General features: G+C 43.2%; 14 protein-coding genes. 9 read left to right on the top strand and 5 right to left on the bottom strand.

Annotated features, from left to right (window positions below):
* The first annotated feature begins 27 nt into the window (after positions 1 to 27).
* Positions 28 to 1,194 (top strand): ADP-forming succinate--CoA ligase subunit beta, encoded by a 1,167-nt coding sequence (gene sucC, locus OCV44_RS10365; RefSeq protein ID WP_009847317.1) that lies wholly within the window; start codon positions 28 to 30, stop codon positions 1,192 to 1,194.
* Complete coding sequence (gene sucD / locus OCV44_RS10360) at positions 1,194 to 2,066, top strand: succinate--CoA ligase subunit alpha (RefSeq protein WP_017096870.1); 873 nt, start codon at positions 1,194 to 1,196, stop codon at positions 2,064 to 2,066. The genes sucC and sucD overlap by 1 nt, the downstream gene beginning before the upstream one ends.
* Before the next feature lie 115 nt (positions 2,067 to 2,181).
* Here the strand turns inward: sucD and znuB are convergent, their stop codons facing one another.
* Together znuB and znuC are read right to left on the bottom strand one after the other, a co-directional pair.
* Positions 2,182 to 2,967 (bottom strand): zinc ABC transporter permease subunit ZnuB, encoded by a 786-nt coding sequence (znuB, locus tag OCV44_RS10355; RefSeq protein WP_009847315.1) that lies wholly within the window; start codon positions 2,965 to 2,967, stop codon positions 2,182 to 2,184.
* Positions 2,967 to 3,746 (bottom strand): zinc ABC transporter ATP-binding protein ZnuC, encoded by a 780-nt coding sequence (znuC, locus tag OCV44_RS10350; protein ID WP_086049827.1) that lies wholly within the window; start codon positions 3,744 to 3,746, stop codon positions 2,967 to 2,969. Before znuC ends, znuB begins: the two co-directional genes overlap by 1 nt.
* An 83-nt stretch (positions 3,747 to 3,829) precedes the next feature.
* Between znuC and znuA the strand changes: the two genes are divergently transcribed.
* The 5 genes from znuA (at position 3,830) to OCV44_RS10325 (ending at position 11,716) form a co-directional block, all read left to right on the top strand.
* Positions 3,830 to 4,720 carry a zinc ABC transporter substrate-binding protein ZnuA gene (gene znuA, locus OCV44_RS10345; RefSeq protein ID WP_139685815.1) on the top strand — a complete coding sequence of 297 codons (891 nt, stop codon included), beginning with the start codon at positions 3,830 to 3,832 and terminating at the stop codon, positions 4,718 to 4,720.
* A gap of 249 nt (positions 4,721 to 4,969) precedes the next feature.
* Positions 4,970 to 8,356 (top strand): helix-turn-helix domain-containing protein, encoded by a 3,387-nt coding sequence (locus OCV44_RS10340; RefSeq protein ID WP_139685814.1) that lies wholly within the window; start codon positions 4,970 to 4,972, stop codon positions 8,354 to 8,356.
* Positions 8,357 to 8,993: 637 nt separating this feature from the next.
* Complete coding sequence (locus OCV44_RS10335; protein WP_004734203.1) at positions 8,994 to 9,215, top strand: FeoA family protein; 222 nt, start codon at positions 8,994 to 8,996, stop codon at positions 9,213 to 9,215.
* Positions 9,216 to 11,489 (top strand): Fe(2+) transporter permease subunit FeoB, encoded by a 2,274-nt coding sequence (feoB, locus tag OCV44_RS10330; RefSeq protein WP_139685493.1) that lies wholly within the window; start codon positions 9,216 to 9,218, stop codon positions 11,487 to 11,489.
* Entirely contained in the window at positions 11,486 to 11,716 is a 231-nt protein-coding gene (locus OCV44_RS10325; protein ID WP_139685494.1) for a FeoC-like transcriptional regulator, read from the top strand. Before feoB ends, OCV44_RS10325 begins: the two co-directional genes overlap by 4 nt.
* Before the next feature lie 136 nt (positions 11,717 to 11,852).
* Here the strand turns inward: OCV44_RS10325 and OCV44_RS10320 are convergent, their stop codons facing one another.
* Positions 11,853 to 12,281 (bottom strand): HIT family protein, encoded by a 429-nt coding sequence (locus OCV44_RS10320; protein ID WP_012604523.1) that lies wholly within the window; start codon positions 12,279 to 12,281, stop codon positions 11,853 to 11,855.
* A 269-nt stretch (positions 12,282 to 12,550) separates the two neighbouring features.
* On the bottom strand, positions 12,551 to 14,284 hold the full coding sequence (argS, locus tag OCV44_RS10315) for an arginine--tRNA ligase (RefSeq protein ID WP_139685495.1): 1,734 nt from the start codon (positions 14,282 to 14,284) through the stop codon (positions 12,551 to 12,553).
* 349 nt (positions 14,285 to 14,633) lie between these two features.
* Between argS and OCV44_RS10310 the strand changes: the two genes are divergently transcribed.
* Entirely contained in the window at positions 14,634 to 15,230 is a 597-nt protein-coding gene (locus OCV44_RS10310) for a VOC family protein (RefSeq protein WP_139685496.1), read from the top strand.
* 314 nt (positions 15,231 to 15,544) lie between these two features.
* On the opposite strand, the gene purU is transcribed toward OCV44_RS10310, so the two are convergent.
* Positions 15,545 to 16,378: a formyltetrahydrofolate deformylase gene (purU, locus tag OCV44_RS10305; protein ID WP_012604522.1), complete on the bottom strand. Its 834-nt coding sequence runs from the start codon at positions 16,376 to 16,378 to the stop codon at positions 15,545 to 15,547.
* A 300-nt stretch (positions 16,379 to 16,678) separates the two neighbouring features.
* Between purU and OCV44_RS10300 the strand changes: the two genes are divergently transcribed.
* Positions 16,679 to 16,879 carry a hypothetical protein gene (locus OCV44_RS10300; RefSeq protein WP_139685497.1) on the top strand — a complete coding sequence of 67 codons (201 nt, stop codon included), beginning with the start codon at positions 16,679 to 16,681 and terminating at the stop codon, positions 16,877 to 16,879.
* Positions 16,880 to 16,943: the final 64 nt, after the last annotated feature.

Genomic DNA, 16,943 nt, shown 5'->3' with positions numbered 1-16,943 from the left:
TTAAGGGAAAATAAACGGAATATCAAAATGAATTTGCATGAATACCAAGCCAAACAGCTGTTTGCAGAATTCGGTTTGCCTGTACCAGAAGGTTTCGCATGTGATACAGCACAAGAAGCTTTCGAAGCTGCAGGCCGTATCAGTACAGCCAAGAAAGTCGTTAAGTGTCAAGTGCACGCTGGTGGTCGCGGTAAAGCGGGCGGCGTAGAGCTACATGACACTAAAGAAGGCGTTAAAGAGTTTGCACAAAAGTGGCTAGGTAAAAACCTAGTGACTTACCAAACAGACGCTAATGGTCAACCTGTAACAAAGATCCTAGTTGAAGAAGCATCGAACATTGCTAACGAACTTTACCTAGGTGCTGTTGTTGACCGTGCAACGCGCAAAATTGTATTCATGGCGTCAACTGAAGGCGGTGTGGACATTGAGAAAATCGCTGAAGAAACTCCAGAGTTGATTCACCAATCAGCGATCGATCCTCTAGTGGGCCCTCAAGCTTACCAAGGCCGTGAACTTGCGTTCAAACTTGGTCTAGTTGGCGATCAAATTAAACAGTTCGTTAAGATCTTCATGGGTCTTGGCCAAATGTTCTCTCAGTACGACCTAGCTCTACTAGAAATCAACCCGCTTGTAATTACCGGCGAAGGCAACCTGCTTTGTCTAGACGGCAAGATCAACATTGACTCAAACGCAATGTACCGTCAGCCAAAGCTTCGTGAAATGCACGATCCTTCACAAGAAGACGAGCGTGAAGCGCACGCAGCTCAGTGGGAACTGAACTACGTAGCACTTGATGGCAACGTTGGCTGTATGGTTAACGGTGCAGGCCTTGCGATGGGTACGATGGATATCGTAAACCTACACGGCGGCAAGCCAGCAAACTTCCTTGATGTAGGCGGCGGCGCGACAAAAGAGCGTGTAGCTGAAGCATTCAAGATAATCCTTTCTGATGACAATGTTAAAGCAGTACTCGTAAACATTTTCGGTGGCATCGTTCGTTGTGACATGATCGCTGAAGGTATTATCGGTGCAGTTAAAGAAGTAGGCGTAACAGTTCCAGTAGTTGTTCGTCTAGAAGGTACAAACGCAGACCTAGGTCGCGAAGTACTTGCTAATTCTGATGTTGATATCATTGCTGCTGTATCTCTAACAGATGCTGCTCAGAAAGTTGTTGCTGCTGCGGAGGCTAAATAATGTCTGTATTAATTAACAAAGACACTAAAGTAATCTGTCAGGGTTTCACTGGCGGTCAAGGTACATTCCACTCAGACCAAGCTATCGCATACGGTACGCAAATGGTTGGTGGTGTTTCACCTGGTAAAGGTGGTCAAACTCACCTAGGCCTTCCAGTATTCAACACAGTACGTGAAGCAGTAGAAGCGACTGGCGCAACAGCAACAGTTATCTACGTACCAGCACCTTTCTGTAAAGATGCAATCCTAGAAGCGATTGATGCAGGTATCGAACTGATCGTAACGATCACTGAAGGTATCCCTACTACAGATATGATCGACGTTAAAGTGAAGCTAGAAGAAACTGGCGTTCGCATGATCGGTCCTAACTGTCCAGGTCTTATCACTCCAGACGAATGTAAGATTGGTATCATGCCTGGCCATATCCACAAGAAGGGTAAAGTAGGTATCGTATCTCGTTCAGGTACTCTGACGTACGAAGCAGTTAAGCAAACAACAGATGAAGGCTTTGGTCAGTCTACATGTGTTGGTATCGGTGGTGACCCTATTCCAGGTTCAAACTTCATTGATATCCTAAAACTTTTCCAAGAAGACCCAGAAACTGAAGCAATCGTAATGATTGGTGAAATCGGTGGTACTGCGGAAGAAGAAGCAGCTGAGTTCATTAAAGCAAACGTAACTAAGCCAGTTGTATCTTACATCGCTGGTGTGACTGCTCCTCCGGGCAAACGTATGGGCCACGCTGGCGCAATCATCTCTGGCGGTAAAGGTACTGCTGAAGATAAATTCGCAGCACTGGAAGCAGCAGGCGTTAAGACTGTTAAGTCTCTTGCGGACATCGGTAAAGGCCTACGTGAAATCACGGGTTGGTAATCAGCTGGCTTTTATCGATTGAGATAGAAGTTAACTGAATGATATTAAAAAGGCTTGGTCACTGACCAAGCCTTTTTTGTATGTTTTCAATGATACGAGATCATACTGATAAGCGCTAAGCTCGGCTTCTAACCATTTGAGATAACATAAACATTGCTGCAGCACTGATAACAACAGAAGGGCCGGCCGGTGTGTCATAGAACCAAGACAAGCTCAATCCTCCGAACACAGCGATAGAACCAATTACCGATGCAAGGAATGCCATTTGTTCGGGTGTATTGGCGAATTTTCTTGCCGTTGCTGCCGGAATGATAAGTAGTGAGGTCATGATTAACGCACCAACAAACTTCATACCTACCGCAATCACGATCCCAACCAATAGCATCAAAATAAGACGCATTAAATCAATGTTGATGCCATCAACCGCTGCGAGATCTTCGTTAACGGTCGTCGACAATAGTGGTCGCCAAAAGATAGCAAGTACCACTCCAATCACGGCAGCACCCGCATAGATGAATACCAAATCTGTCGGAGACACTGCAAGCAAGTCACCAAATAGGTAGCTCATTAGGTCAACACGCACGTTATCTAAGAAACTCACGGCGACAAGACCCAAAGACAGAGCGCTGTGCGCCAAAATACCGAGTAGGGTATCGGTCGCGACCAGTTTTTGTTTTTGTAAAGTCACTAGCAACACAGCCAGCATTAAACAACAAATCAGCAGCGCGAAATATAAGTTAATGTTGAACAGAAAGCCAAGTGCTAAGCCCATCAAAGAAGCGTGAGCAAGCGTGTCTCCAAAGTAAGCCATCTTGCGCCACACTACGAATGAACCTAGTGGCCCCGCGATTAGAGCAATGCCCAAGCCAGCTAAAATAGAGGGAAGAAGAAACTCAAGCATTAGTGGTGTCCGTGTTTATGGTTTGAACATTCATGCGCGCCGCCAGTTACAGGCTCACCTGCGAGATCATGATGGTGGTGTTCGTGTTGGTGGTGGTAAAACGCCAGTGTTTCTTGGGTCGCAGTACCAAAGAGCGCTATATACGATGGGTGGTGCTTAATATCAGCAGGTGCGCCAGAACAACAAATGTGATGTTGTAAACAAATCACGTCATCTGTTTTTGCCATCACTAGATGTAAATCGTGTGAAACCATAAAGACGGCACAACCAAAGCGGTGGCGAATCGTATCAATCAGGTCGTACAGGTCTATTTGGCCTTGTACATCAACACCTTGTGCGGGTTCATCTAGAACCAGTAGATCGGGTCTTCTTAGCAAGGATCTCGCAATCAGCACACGTTGGTTTTCACCGCCAGACAATTGATGCATGTTGCTTTTTTGAAGGTGTTCAGCACCCACAAGTTTTAATGCTTCAAGGATCTCTTGCTGACTAAACTTACCAGTGAGTTTCAAAAAACGTTCTACATTAAGAGGCAGTGAATCATTGAGCTTTAATTTTTGTGGTACATAGCCAATTCTCAATTTGTTGGATTTTTTTATTGTGCCTGAAAATTTGGTTTGTAACCCCAGTACCACTTTTACTAATGTCGACTTTCCAGCACCGTTTGGCCCAATGAGGGTGGTGATTCTGCCGCGCTCTATATTAAGAGAGATGTTGTCTAGAACTTTTCGACCGTCAAATTCGACGCTCACAGAATCTAGTTGGATTAAATTATCCATGAATAGAACTCATTTGCAATTCGCTAATGTTATAATGTAACATTTACCTCAAGCCTAAGCTACTTTTCTATTATCGAGGAATTATGTCACGTTCATTTTTTATACTTGCTACTTTGCTTTTAGCGCCAAGTGTTGCAAGTGCCAATACTATTCTAACAAGCTTTAAACCGATTCAAATGATTGTGACAGAGTTAACGCAAGGCGTTAGTGAGCCGGATGTGTTGATGAACAGCAATGCTTCGCCGCATGATTATGCGCTTAAGCCATCGGATGTCAAAAAAGTTCATAGTGCTGATCTGGTGATTTGGTTTGGCCCTGATCTAGAAGCTTTCTTAACTAAGGTGATTGGTTCAAAAGAGAACGTTATCCAGATCAGTGAGATCCCTGACATTAATTTGCGAGAGTTCGGACACGAAGAGCATGACCACGATGCACATGAAGGACACAACCATGGTAGCCATGATCCGCATTTTTGGTTAGGTATCGATCAAGTTGAGGTAGCGGCAAAATATATCTCAGCTAAGCTAATTGAATCAGACCCTGATAACGCCATGGCGTATCAAGAGAACCTAGATTCATTCTTGATTGCTCTAAAAGAGAAACAGCAGTCGATTCATGACCAACTTACGCCAGTGAAAGACAAAGGTTACTACGTATTCCATGATGCATATGGCTATTTCGAACAAGAGTTTGAGTTGAATAATCTAGGTCACTTTACGGTAAGCCCTGAGCGTAAACCTGGCGCAAAAAGTCTAATCGCTATCAAGAAGACCTTGGTACGTGAAAATGTTCAATGCGTATTTTCAGAGCCTCAATTTACACCAGCGGTGATTGAATCGGTGACTCGTGGAAGTAACGCTAAACAAGGCCAACTTGACCCTGTTGGTTCGCAGGTTGAAGTGAAGAGTGGAAGCTATTTTGATTTTCTTCAGCAACTTACAGACAGCTACACAAGTTGCTTGAGCGGAAAGTAATCAATAACGAATATTCTTTACGACACTTTGCTCTCGTTAATTGATGAATCATGCCGCTTTTTGCGGCATTTTCGTGACCGCTAAGATAAAACCTTCCAACAAATATCAAACCTCCTTTCTCCTTTGTCAATTTCAGCTAAAATAGAAAGATAATAATAATCACAAAAAAACTCACTTTATGGTTAATCAGCAACAAGCGTTGCGAGAACCAATATTTCATGTGTTGTTGCTGTTCAGGATTAATAAAAGTTGTATCGAATTATTTTCAAAATGTTCATCTTAATGAGCATTTCATTTAGCGTTTTTGCGGTAAATACATCACCCTCCGTTTTCTACCCTTTGCCCGTTCAAGCACAAGGGAACTTCCTTGCGGCAAAAAATTTGTACTTAGGCGAAGGTGGCGGACTCTGGGTTCATGATGTGCATGGAAAAATACTTTTTTATGATGGCCGAACCCTATTCCCTCGAAAAGGTAGCCTTTTGCAATTTTCTTCAGAAAAAGTCGCGTTTCTTAACGATGAGTTTTGGACTTTCTTTGATAATGAGGTGTACCGACATAGCCCTGGAATCGGCAATGAACTTGCATTTAGTCTAAGCCCCGGTGCTGAGATCGCGAATATTGGTGCATCTGGTGATTATATTTGGGTTACAGATGGCAGTAATTTCTATACATACAATACTCAATCTTCAGAATTTAGCACTTACTCGCTTCTAAAATTGTATCGGCACAACAATAGCAGTGATATTACGATTAACGATGCTGAGCGGGTGCTGTCAAAATGGGTGCTTGCGACCAGTTCCGGAGTGTACCTTTCCGATAGCCAAGAGTTTACTCATATCGGTGCATCAAAAAAAAATCATATAGAGACACTGTATTTTTCGGTGGCAAGACGTGAGTTAGTCATTGGCACATTGAATGGTGCGGTAATTATAGATCTCGCGAACCCAAAGAGAGAGAAGTGGGTGCATGGTTCGCATGTTCTTTCTCTCGCTGAAACGACCGATCAATACTGGATTGGGACGGAGCATGGTCTTATAAGCTACAACTTTATTACGGAACAAGTTACACGATTTGAACAGGCTGATAATCAAGATTTTTCGTTACCGGGTGAGAAAATATACTCGCTAATTAACGACCATGCTGGTGGAATGTGGGTCGCGACCAACAACGGTATTCGATACTTTTCACTGTTCAGCCGGACATTCTCAAGAACGCCAATAACGGGAATGGGTATGCACTCGAGTAGCGTGGTGATAAACAAAGTACAGCTTGTTGGCGATCAACTGTCTTGGGTTGCTTCTTCCAGAGGTCTCTATTTGGTTGATTCTCAAAGTGAAGATAACCCCGTTCGTGTTTACTCTAACCCGGTACAGGACTTTGAGATCTTTGATTCTTCAATTTGGTTAGCGACTGCGGAAGGTATTATTAGTTTCAATACTGATACGTTAGAGGCTGAAAAGGTCGATCTACCAAGAGCGATTGAAGGTGTACCCGTTGAAAACTTTGCACTTGAAGCGGATAGCATGCTTTGGATGACCTCGGGACAAAACCTTTATTCTTTATCTATCGAAACCAATAAGTTGACCAGTTATGGTACCGACTGGTTAGTTGATAAATTTTTGCCAGCAAAGATCACCGCTCTCAATATAGGTTTACAAGGTCGTATTTATGTTGGTACTGATCACGGATTCTACTCTTTTCTTGATGAGAGAATTAGTTTTAGTCGTTCAAGCGAGCGACTTGGCAAAGTGGTCGATATTGAAAAAGCGAAAGATGGATCCCAGTGGTTTGCGAGTAGCTATGGTGTGTATCGAATCCCTAATAACAGTTCTATTATTCAAGAGGTCACTCTTGTTGAGGAAAATATCAGTCCTAAATGTTTAATTAGCGATGATAATGGGATGTGGTTAGGCTCTTCGAAAGGTATTAGCTATTACGGATTGGATGGGCAACTGCATAAACATATCGGCTCACCATTCGGCTTGATCACCAATGAATTGGCTGCAGGTGCATGTGCTCTGTTTTACAGCGAAGGTAGCCAGTCTACTAGGCTTCTCTTCGGCTCAAGATATGGCGTGGTGAGTGCATTAGCTAATGAGCTATTGGTATCAACAACACCTCATAGCCGTGCATTGCTGAGCAAGATAAGTGTCGACCAGCAGATAGTATCACTCGGTGGCAAGACAGCTGATTTAGATGAAATTCCTTACGGCTCATCAATCGGTTTTAAGATTGGAATTTTACCAGCGACATACACGCCTGCAATGGAGTATCGACTAAGCGACGATGAACCTTGGAGTGAATTTGAAGGGGGCTTACTAACACTCGACCACCTTCTTCCTGGGGACTATACGCTGGAAGTGAAACCCGTTAAGGATTCTCATTATCGCTTTACGTCAACGAACCAAAGCTTCTCTATTGCGGAACCTTGGTACCTGAGTAATTGGGCAGCAGCAAGCTCTCTGCTACTGCTTATCGGTGTAGTGACTGCTTTGGTTTTTTGGCGATCGCGTTACGTCACTTTCGTCAATAGGCACTTAAAAGCGCAAGTTGCATTAAAGACAGATCAACTGAGGCATCAAAGCCGAATACTACTCACGACCAATCAACAGTTAAAAAAACAGTTGTCAGTTAAGAGTACTCTTGTGTCACACACTGCTAATGAACTCTCTTCTGAAGTTAATCATATTGCTGCGATGATTCCTAATTGGAATGATGAGCAAGGTAAGTCGCCTATATTGATATTGAAAAATGGCTTGGCTCAGTTGAGTAACACGCCACAAGGGAAGGGAAAGGTTTGCTACGATATAATTTTAATCCTAGAAGCGGTACTCAAAGCTTGGCAGGATGATTTAGCCAAAGCCGGTATTGAACTGGATATTAAAGTTGAAACTAAACAACGACATGTATCCTTGCTGTATTTTAATCTTGATATTATTTTCAACAGTCTAGTCGCTAGTATCATTAAGAGAAATTTTAAGTCACAGAGTATGGTGGTATTGGTTGAAGAGGTTAAAGAGCACCTTGTTGTGACGATTCGAGACCATGGAATGCCTTTCCCTAAATTGACTTCAAGCATTAATGACAATACTGGAAAGTCGACCGACCTAAACCTCGAAAAGTTACCATTATTGATGAACCAGAGCGGTGGTGAACTGAATGCCTTTGTCTCGGACTCTCAAAATAAGGTGCAGCTTTCGTGGCCGATTGAATATCAAGTGTTAGATAATTTGGAAGCTAGCACAATTGAACAGATTGAGACCATTAAACTTACCGTTTCAGCGACGGAGCAACAAAGGTTAAGTGCTGAGCAAGAGTGGAAAAACAGAGTGTCACAGCTTGTAAGTGAAAACTATGCCGATGCAGAGTTCAGTACTGCAAATGCTGCTAAGTACTTGTTCATGTCAGAGAGAAGCTTACAGAGACGTTTTAAATCGGCTTATAACAAGACCTTTAAAGAACATTTGAATGAAGTGCGTTTAGAGCATGCGTGCGAGCGGTTACTTGCGGGAGAGAGGATTTCAGACGTCGCGTTTGATTCTGGTTTCAATGACCCTTCCTATTTCAGTCAAAGGTTTAAACATCACTTTGGCATGTCGCCATCTAAGTTTGCTGAAAACAACGAAGAGCAGTGAGCTAGGGACGTCCAGTTACAACATAGATAAATACTTTGAGCCTCGACATTCGTGTTGGGGCTTTTTTATGCTTCTACGAGATACGAGATACGAGATACGAGATACGAGATACGAGATACGAGATACGAGATACGAGATACGAGATACGAGATATAACGATAGTTGGGGAATTTAAAAAGGTTTGTGGGTTAAAACAAAAGGAAGAAAAAAATATCGTGGTATAGCCGGGGGGACTATACCACGGGTGCCAATGACACCTTCGCTTGCTGCCGGAGTGATATGGCAAGCCACATCACCTCTGGAATAAAATTTAAGAGAAAGAGTTTCTCTTCGATGGAGTAACTATACGGGTAGCGACTTGTTTTGCTTATAAAATTAACGACAGATGACTGTGAGAAAACCGACATCATTATAAGTTATTGATTATTGGTGTTTTATTTTTTTCTGGTTGACGTGTACTAGTGAGGTGGTTCTCATTGGTTATTGAAAGTGACGTTTTTGACGTAAACGTTTTTAACGAAATTTACGAGAGTGTATTTTCGAAAACATTGATTTCACACAATAGAATTGTGGGTATGTACGTGTATCATGTCGGTAATAACAATCTTTCTCATTATCAATCTCGAACTGGGTACTTATGAAACTCTCACAACTAGAGCAAGGAAAAGCGGCTTCTATTGTTGCACTTACAGGTTTAACACCAGACGTTAGAAAAAAACTAATGGTTATGGGCATGTTGCCAAAAACCGAGGTGACACTTATCCGTCGTGCACCTATGGGTGATCCGCTTCAAGTTGAAGTGAGAGGTGTTTCTATAGCCATTCGTGAAAGCATTGCAGAACAAATCGAGGTTATCTAAATGGATTATCAAGTTCTTACTGTTGGTAACCCTAATAGTGGTAAAACAACATTATTTAACGCATTAACTGGCGCAAAACAGCACGTTGGTAACTGGGTTGGTGTGACCGTAGAAAAGAAAACCGGTTTATATTCGCACGCTGGTGATCAATTTCAGTTAACGGATTTACCAGGCATTTATGCACTAGACAGTGGTAATGATGCAAACAGTATCGATGAGTCTATTGCATCACGCGCCGTGCTTACTCACCCAGCGGACGTGATCATCAATGTTGTTGATGCTAGCTGTTTGGAAAGAAGCTTATACATGACATTACAATTGCGAGAGTTGGGTCGCCCAATGATCGTTGTATTGAACAAAATGGATGTATTAAAGCGTGAGCGTCAGGTGATTAATCTTAAGGCTCTAGAAAAAGAGCTAGGTTGCCCGGTTCTAAGCTTGTCAGCAAACGATAAAGGACAAGTGGTTCGTTTTAAAGAGCGTTTGCATAAGCTTCTGGTTCAAGGTGTGAGTCTTGATCCTATCTCGATTGATTACGATGTCGCGTTAGAAGCTCTTGTTCCTTCTGTTGAGTCACAATTTGACGATGCTGACGTATCTCACCGAGCGCTAGCGATTCGTGCTTTAGAAAATGATTACTTGGTATTGAATGGACTGGCTCCTCAAACTCGCACTCAAATTGATAGTGTGCGTCTTGGTGCCGATTTCGATATTGACCTTGCTGTTGCCGACGCTAAATACACTTTCTTACATGATCTTTGTAAACGAGTTCGTCGCAGCGAAGGCAAACTGAGCCGTAATTTCACAGAGAAAGCCGATCAATTCATTTTGAATAAATGGGTCGGGATTCCTTTCTTCTTCGTCATCATGTACCTAATGTTCATGTTCTCTATCAATATCGGTAGCGCGTTTATCGACTTCTTCGATATTGGTGTTGGAGCAATATTAGTTGATGGCGGACATCACTTATTAGATGGTCACTTACCGGTTTGGCTAGTCACCGTTCTTGCTGATGGTATTGGTGGTGGTATCCAAACGGTTGCGACCTTTATTCCGGTTATTGCCGCGCTTTACTTATTCTTAGCGGTACTAGAAAGTTCAGGTTACATGGCCCGCGCTGCATTTGTACTGGATAAAGTGATGCAGAAGATTGGCTTACCGGGCAAAGCATTTGTACCACTTGTTCTGGGTTTTGGCTGTAACGTACCTTCTATCATGGCAACTCGTACTCTTGACCAAGAGCGCGAACGTAAACTCGCCGCATCAATGGCCCCCTTTATGTCATGTGGTGCTCGTCTACCTGTATACGCACTGTTTGCTGCTGCATTCTTTCCTGGTGCTGGACAAAACATTGTGTTCGCTCTGTACATCATGGGTATTCTGGCTTCTGTATTTACGGGCTTGTTCCTTAAAAATACTATCTATCCTGGTAGCAGCGATAGCTTGGTTATGGAAATGCCGGATTACGAATTGCCGACCGTGCAAAACGTGATGCTGAAAACTTGGCAGAAGCTGAAACGTTTCGTGCTTGGCGCAGGTAAAACCATCGTAATGGTAGTGGCAATTCTGAGTTTCTTGAATTCATTAGGTATGGACGGCAGTTTTGGCAACGAAGACAGCGAAAGCTCTGTGCTATCTAAAGCGGCTCAAGTTGTAACTCCAGTGTTCCAACCGATTGGTATTACTGAAGAGAACTGGCCTGCAACGGTTGGTATCATCACAGGTATCTTTGCGAAAGAAGCGGTTGTCGGTACATTAAATAGCTTGTACACGACGTCATCAGACGAAGAAGCGGCTGAATTCGATTTAGCGGCAAGCCTGCAAGAAGCGGTAATGACTATCCCTGAAAATCTATCTGGTTTGAGCTATTCAGATCCGTTAGGTATTGAAGTGGGTGACTTGTCTGACTCTAGTTCTGTGGCTGCTGATCAAGAGGTTGATACTTCGATCTTTGGTAACTTGAAAGATAAGTTTGTATCAGGCCACGCTGCGTTTGCTTACTTAATCCTAATCTTGCTTTACACACCTTGTGTGGCTGCGATGGGGGCTTATGTTCGTGAATTTGGTCAGATGTTTGCGCGTTTTATCGCGGTTTGGACAATGGCACTTGGTTACTTCGGTGCGACCTTCTATTACCAAGCGGCAAACTTCGCTGCTCACCCAGTTAGCAGTGCTGTGTGGATGGTGGCGATTGCTGGTGGTTTTGTGGTGACGTATCGCGTCTTCAAGAAAATCGGCAGTAAGCAAAAGGCACTTGAGGTGCAAGTAGTATGATTTTAACTGAACTTCATCAATACATTGATAACGAAGGTGTTGCTGCTCGCAGTGAGCTTGCATCTAAGTTTGGGATAAGTGAAGACGGCATCGATGCTATGCTGGGTGTGTGGGTCAAGAAAGGCAAGATATCTCGCTTGGTCGACACCAATAAGCATGGCCATACAACACGTATTCGCTACACCATCAGCAAACAAGATGGTTTGTCACTGAATGTGATGATGTAGTTCAGGTCTTCATACTCTCGTTGAAAACGGCGAGATTAGACAATAAAAGGCCGCTCACCTATTTTAGATGAGCGGCCTTTTGTCATGTGTCTATTCTGAACTGTCTTGCTTTAAAGCTCAGCGAGAACAACTCAAATTATGCTTTCTTGAAGATAGAACTCAGCGACAAAACGTTTTGGATACGAGTATGGATTGCTGTCTGCTCTTCTTCACTGCGTTGCTCGCCTTTAGTGTTGCCCCATACTGGACCTGGCCATGCGATGTCATTTTTGAAACGCGCAATATGGTGAATGTGTAGCTGTGGCACCATGTTACCCAGCGCGCCTAGGTTTAATTTGTCTGGTTGGAATGTCGCTTCTAATGCTTGGCTTACCGCTTGAGACTCAAGCAAGAACTGCTGTTGTTCTTTCATTGGTAGATGGTGCAACTCTTTTAGGTTGGCGCGTTTGGGTACCAAGATAACCCAAGGCACTGCACTGTCTTTGCTTAGCAGCGCCAAGCTTAGTGGAAATTCGCCAATAAGCGTGGTGTCTTTTGCTAACTGTGGGTGAAGTTCAAAGCTCATTATTATTATCCATTTCGATTTCTTGAGGTCATACCGATCACAGTAAGTAAATGATCAGAAATAGCGCAGGAAAAAGGTTTGAGAACAAGGCAGATTTTTTTGATAAGTAGTTATTCTACAATCAAAAATTCTAACGCAGTTATCGAGCGTTTTAACCAGCTAGGATGATTAGTTATTTACTACGATTGGTATCAGTATACGTTAGATAAAACAAAAGGTTGATGCTCTCACATCAACCTTTGTATTTATTCATTGTAACCCGAAGGGAATTACATGCGCTCTAGAGTTTCGATACCTAGAAGAGACAGACCTTGCTTGATCGTCTTAGCTGTCAGTGCAGCAAGCTTCAGGCGGCTCTGTTTAACTGTTTCATCTTCAGCCACAAGGATAGGGCACGCTTCGTAGAAGCTAGAGAATTGACCAGCAAGTTCGAACAGGTAGCTACACATGATGTGTGGTTGACCTTCACGAGCAACAGACTGTACCGCTTCTTCAAATTGTAGAAGTTTCGCGATAAGTGCTTTCTCTTTCTCTTCAGTGATTTTGATTTCACCTTCAAGAGAGTCCATAGAAATGCCTGCTTTAGCAAAAATTGAAGCGACACGAGTGTATGCGTACTGCATGTACGGTGCAGTGTTGCCTTCAAATGCCAGCATGTTTTCCCAGTCGAACACGTAATCAGTGGTACGGTGCTTAGAAAGGTCTGCGTATTTAACCGCCGCCATTGCAACTGTGTTCGCGATGGTTTTCTTCTCGTCTTCTGCTAGCTCAGGATTTTTAGATTCAATCAACTGAGTTGCACGTACTTCTGCTTCGTCCAGAAGATCAGCCAGACGTACTGTACCGCCTGCGCGAGTTTTAAATGGCTTACCATCTTTACCTAGCATCATGCCGAATGCGTGGTGCTCAAGAGATACAGACTCAGGAACATAACCCGCTTTACGAACGATAGTCCAAGCTTGCATTAGGTGTTGGTGCTGACGAGAGTCGATGAAGTAAAGTACGCGGTCTGCGCCCAGTTCTTCAAAACGGTATTTAGCACATGCAATATCGGTGGTGGTGTATAGGAAGCCACCGTCACGTTTTTGCACGATAACGCCCATAGGGTCGCCATCTTTGTTTTTGTATTCGTCTAGGAATACAACTTGTGCGCCGTCAGACTCTTTTGCTAGGCCTTGTGTCTGCAGGTCAGAAACGATGTTTGAAAGCATGTGGTTGTACATACTTTCACCCATCACATCATCACGTGTTAGTGATACGTTTAGGCGATCGTAGTTACGTTGGTTTTGAACCATGGTTACGTCAACCAGCTTTTTCCACATTTCAGCGCAGTATTCGTCGCCGCCTTGCAGTTTCACTACGTAGCCACGTGCTTTAACAGCGAATTCTTCGTCTTCGTCGTAAAGCTTTTTAGATTCACGGTAGAACTGCTCAAGATCTGACAGTTCCATTGAAACTTCACCAGTTTCAGCTTGGATGCGCTCAAGGTTTGCGATAAGCATACCGAATTGAGTACCCCAGTCACCAATGTGGTTAGCACGGATAACTTTGTGACCTAAGAACTCAAGTGTACGAACAACAGCATCACCGATGATCGTTGAACGTAAGTGGCCTACGTGCATTTCTTTTGCAACGTTTGGAGCTGAGTAGTCAGCAACAATAGTTTGTGCTTCTGCGGCTGAAACACCAAGGCGAGAGTCAGCAAGCGCTGCGTCTGCTTGTTGTGCCAGGAACGTTTCATCTAGGAAGATGTTTAGGAAACCTGGACCTGCGATTTCAACTTTAGAAGCGATACCGTCTAGGTTTAGAACGTCCAATACTTTTTGAGCAAATTCTCGAGGGTTAGTGCCTAGTCGTTTAGCAACACCCATAATGCCGTTTGCTTGGTAGTCACCAAATTGTGGTTTTGCAGATTGACGGACAGCCGCAGGAGAGCCTGCAGGTGCGCCAGCGGCTTCTAGAGCCTGAGATACTTTGTCATTAATCAGTGCTTGGATATTCACACGCGTTTCCTTCAATTCAAGGATGAATAAGAGTGGCCATTATTTCGTGGGCATCAAATTTGGTTAATTATGCTTCTAGTTAACGATTTAATGCTGAAATGAACAATAGACTCTGTTTAAGTTCACAAAAATGGCGTTAATCATACCAATTTTGTAGGGTTTCTTATAGGTCGAATTGATAGAAAATTCACATTTCCTGAGCGGTTTTTGACAATCGACTTTTACCAAGCCAAGTTTGTCTATTTAGGAAAGTCAGACACTGTACTTTTTGAGCGTTTTTTGTAAAAGCAGCGCTTGTTGCTGGAAGTAAAACTGATACCATGCAGCCATTATTGGGAGAATAAAGACAATGACGATGAGCTTGAAGCAAGCCGAACTAGAACCACAACAAATGATTGCACGCCTTGATACGTTTATGGCGAAAATTGAGAACCTAGGAAATGTGCTGGGTTTGGATTTAAGCTTTGCTCAAGCGGATCATATTGCATTAAGAATCAATGAAACTGAGCTCGCGAAATCAGCACACCAAGCATGGTCTAAATACGGCTCTACGATTTCAGAAGCGATGATTAACGGTCGCCCAATTGTGGTGTTGGCTTTCGATGAGCCATTGCAAAGCCTTGGTTGGAAGATTGAGTGCTTAGAGTTGCCATATCCAGCAGAAGGCAAGATTTACCCGAGCCAAGATTGGGAACATGTCGAGTTTGTGATTCCATCTCACGCGCAAACGGCCGATGAGTATCTAGCGGATCTTAAAGAGACTTACCCGCAGTTCGCTGCTAAGTTTGAAACTTTGGCAGATCAAGGCATTAAGATAAAACTCTCTAGCCCGAAAGGTGAGGGTGAACGTTTGAATAACCCAACGGTTGCATTCAAACATCAAGGGGTTTGCATTAAGCTGCATCCGCACTCTTTGAAGAAGATTGTTGAATCAGAGCAGGCGTAATTTGAGTAGAAAGTTGCTGGGAAGAGATTCCTGATCTCGCTTAGGCTCGTCGGAATGACGGGGTATTTGATAGTGTTGGCCAGAGTCAATCTCTAGATACTGACAGGCTGAGTGTTCTAGGGCGTATGTTAGAGCCTATAGGTAGAAGATTCATCACCGAGTTCGTCATTCCCGATAGTGACGAAGGAGTGTAGTTGGGAATCTCATAAAGCTAGTCAGATCATCAGATACAAAAAACGCGCAATGGATTAACCCTATTGCGCGTTTTTTATTGGGTTCTAACTGGAAGTTTTACCGAAAATCGAATCCCCGACTTACAGAATCACGGTTTTGTTGCCGTAAACAAATACATGGTCATTGATCACTTTGTTTAAAGCCTTACTCAACACGTTCTTCTCTACGTCACGCCCCGCTTGTGCCATGTCTTTTGCGCTGAAGTTGTGATCCACTGGGATAACATCTTGCTTGATGATTGGACCTTCATCGAGATCGTTTGTCACAAAGTGCGCCGTTGCACCAATGATCTTCACACCGCGCTCGTAAGCTTGCTGGTATGGCTTAGCACCAATGAATGCTGGCAAGAAACTGTGGTGAATGTTGATGATTTTGTGGTTGTACTTCTCAACAAACCCCGGAGTCAGCACTCGCATGTATTTAGCAAGAACCAAGTAGTCAGCCTCATACTGGTCAATCACTTCCAACATCTTCTTCTCATGCTCTTCACGGTTTAAACCTTCGTGAGAAACATGATGGTAAGGAATATCAAAACGCTCGGTTAGGCTTTGCAGTGTATCGTAGTTACCAACTACTGCCGCAATATCAACATCTAAACTGCCATCGAAGTTCTTCATCAGAATATCGCCAAGGCAGTGTGCTTCTTTAGTTACCAGAATCACAACACGCTTACGAGATGAATCAACCAGCTTACGTTTTGTGTTTTCTGGCAGGGCTTGGTCTAAATCGGCGAGTAAGGTTTCGTCATTGAAGTAGCCCTCTAGCTCGGTGCGCATAAAGAAGTGGCCACTTGTGTTATCAACGAACTCATTATTGTGAATAATATTGAGTTGGTGCTTATAACAAATGTTGGTGATCTTTGAGATGAGGCCTGGGGCGTCAGTACAATGTGTTAATAAAGTTTTTCTTTCCATTTGCGTATTACTTCCATGAAATGTTGTACTTATTATAAGAAATCGGGATTCTTCAAATTTAATGCAGGCCGTCGAACGGTGAACTGAGCCGCAGTATTACCGTTATAATTAATCTATTATCAAGTTGGTTTCAACAAATTCTGCTGCTCATTTATCGCATCGATAAATTGTTTTATATAGAAATATCAGTTTTTCGATAGAAAAAAAGGCAGAAGCTTCATTTTTCAAGTTTTGACCGTAGTACGCATTTGAACTTCAACCGAGGCATTGACGCTTTGGCCAAAAATAGAGGTGATACTTATGGATAAAGAGTTACTAGCAAAAAAACTGTACTGCAAACGAGTGAATTCATTAGCGGGAAGTGCAGAGTTAGATGGTAATGTTCTAGATGAAATGTGGGAAAGTAAAACCTCACCAACCGATGCAGTGAAAGCCATGCAGCCTTGCGATAATCATTTTGAAGGCGCCCCTTGGTTGTCGCGTTATCTCAGCCGAAAATAATAACGATTCTTTGATTTTTATTTGTTCAATTCTTACCTTCTAGGTAGCTTAACCCGAACCAAAC

Source organism: Vibrio tasmaniensis (assembly GCF_024347635.1).
GTDB classification, from domain to species: domain Bacteria; phylum Pseudomonadota; class Gammaproteobacteria; order Enterobacterales; family Vibrionaceae; genus Vibrio; species Vibrio tasmaniensis.
Note: the sequence above shows the minus strand (reverse complement) of the source record. Positions and strands in the feature narration are given on the sequence as shown.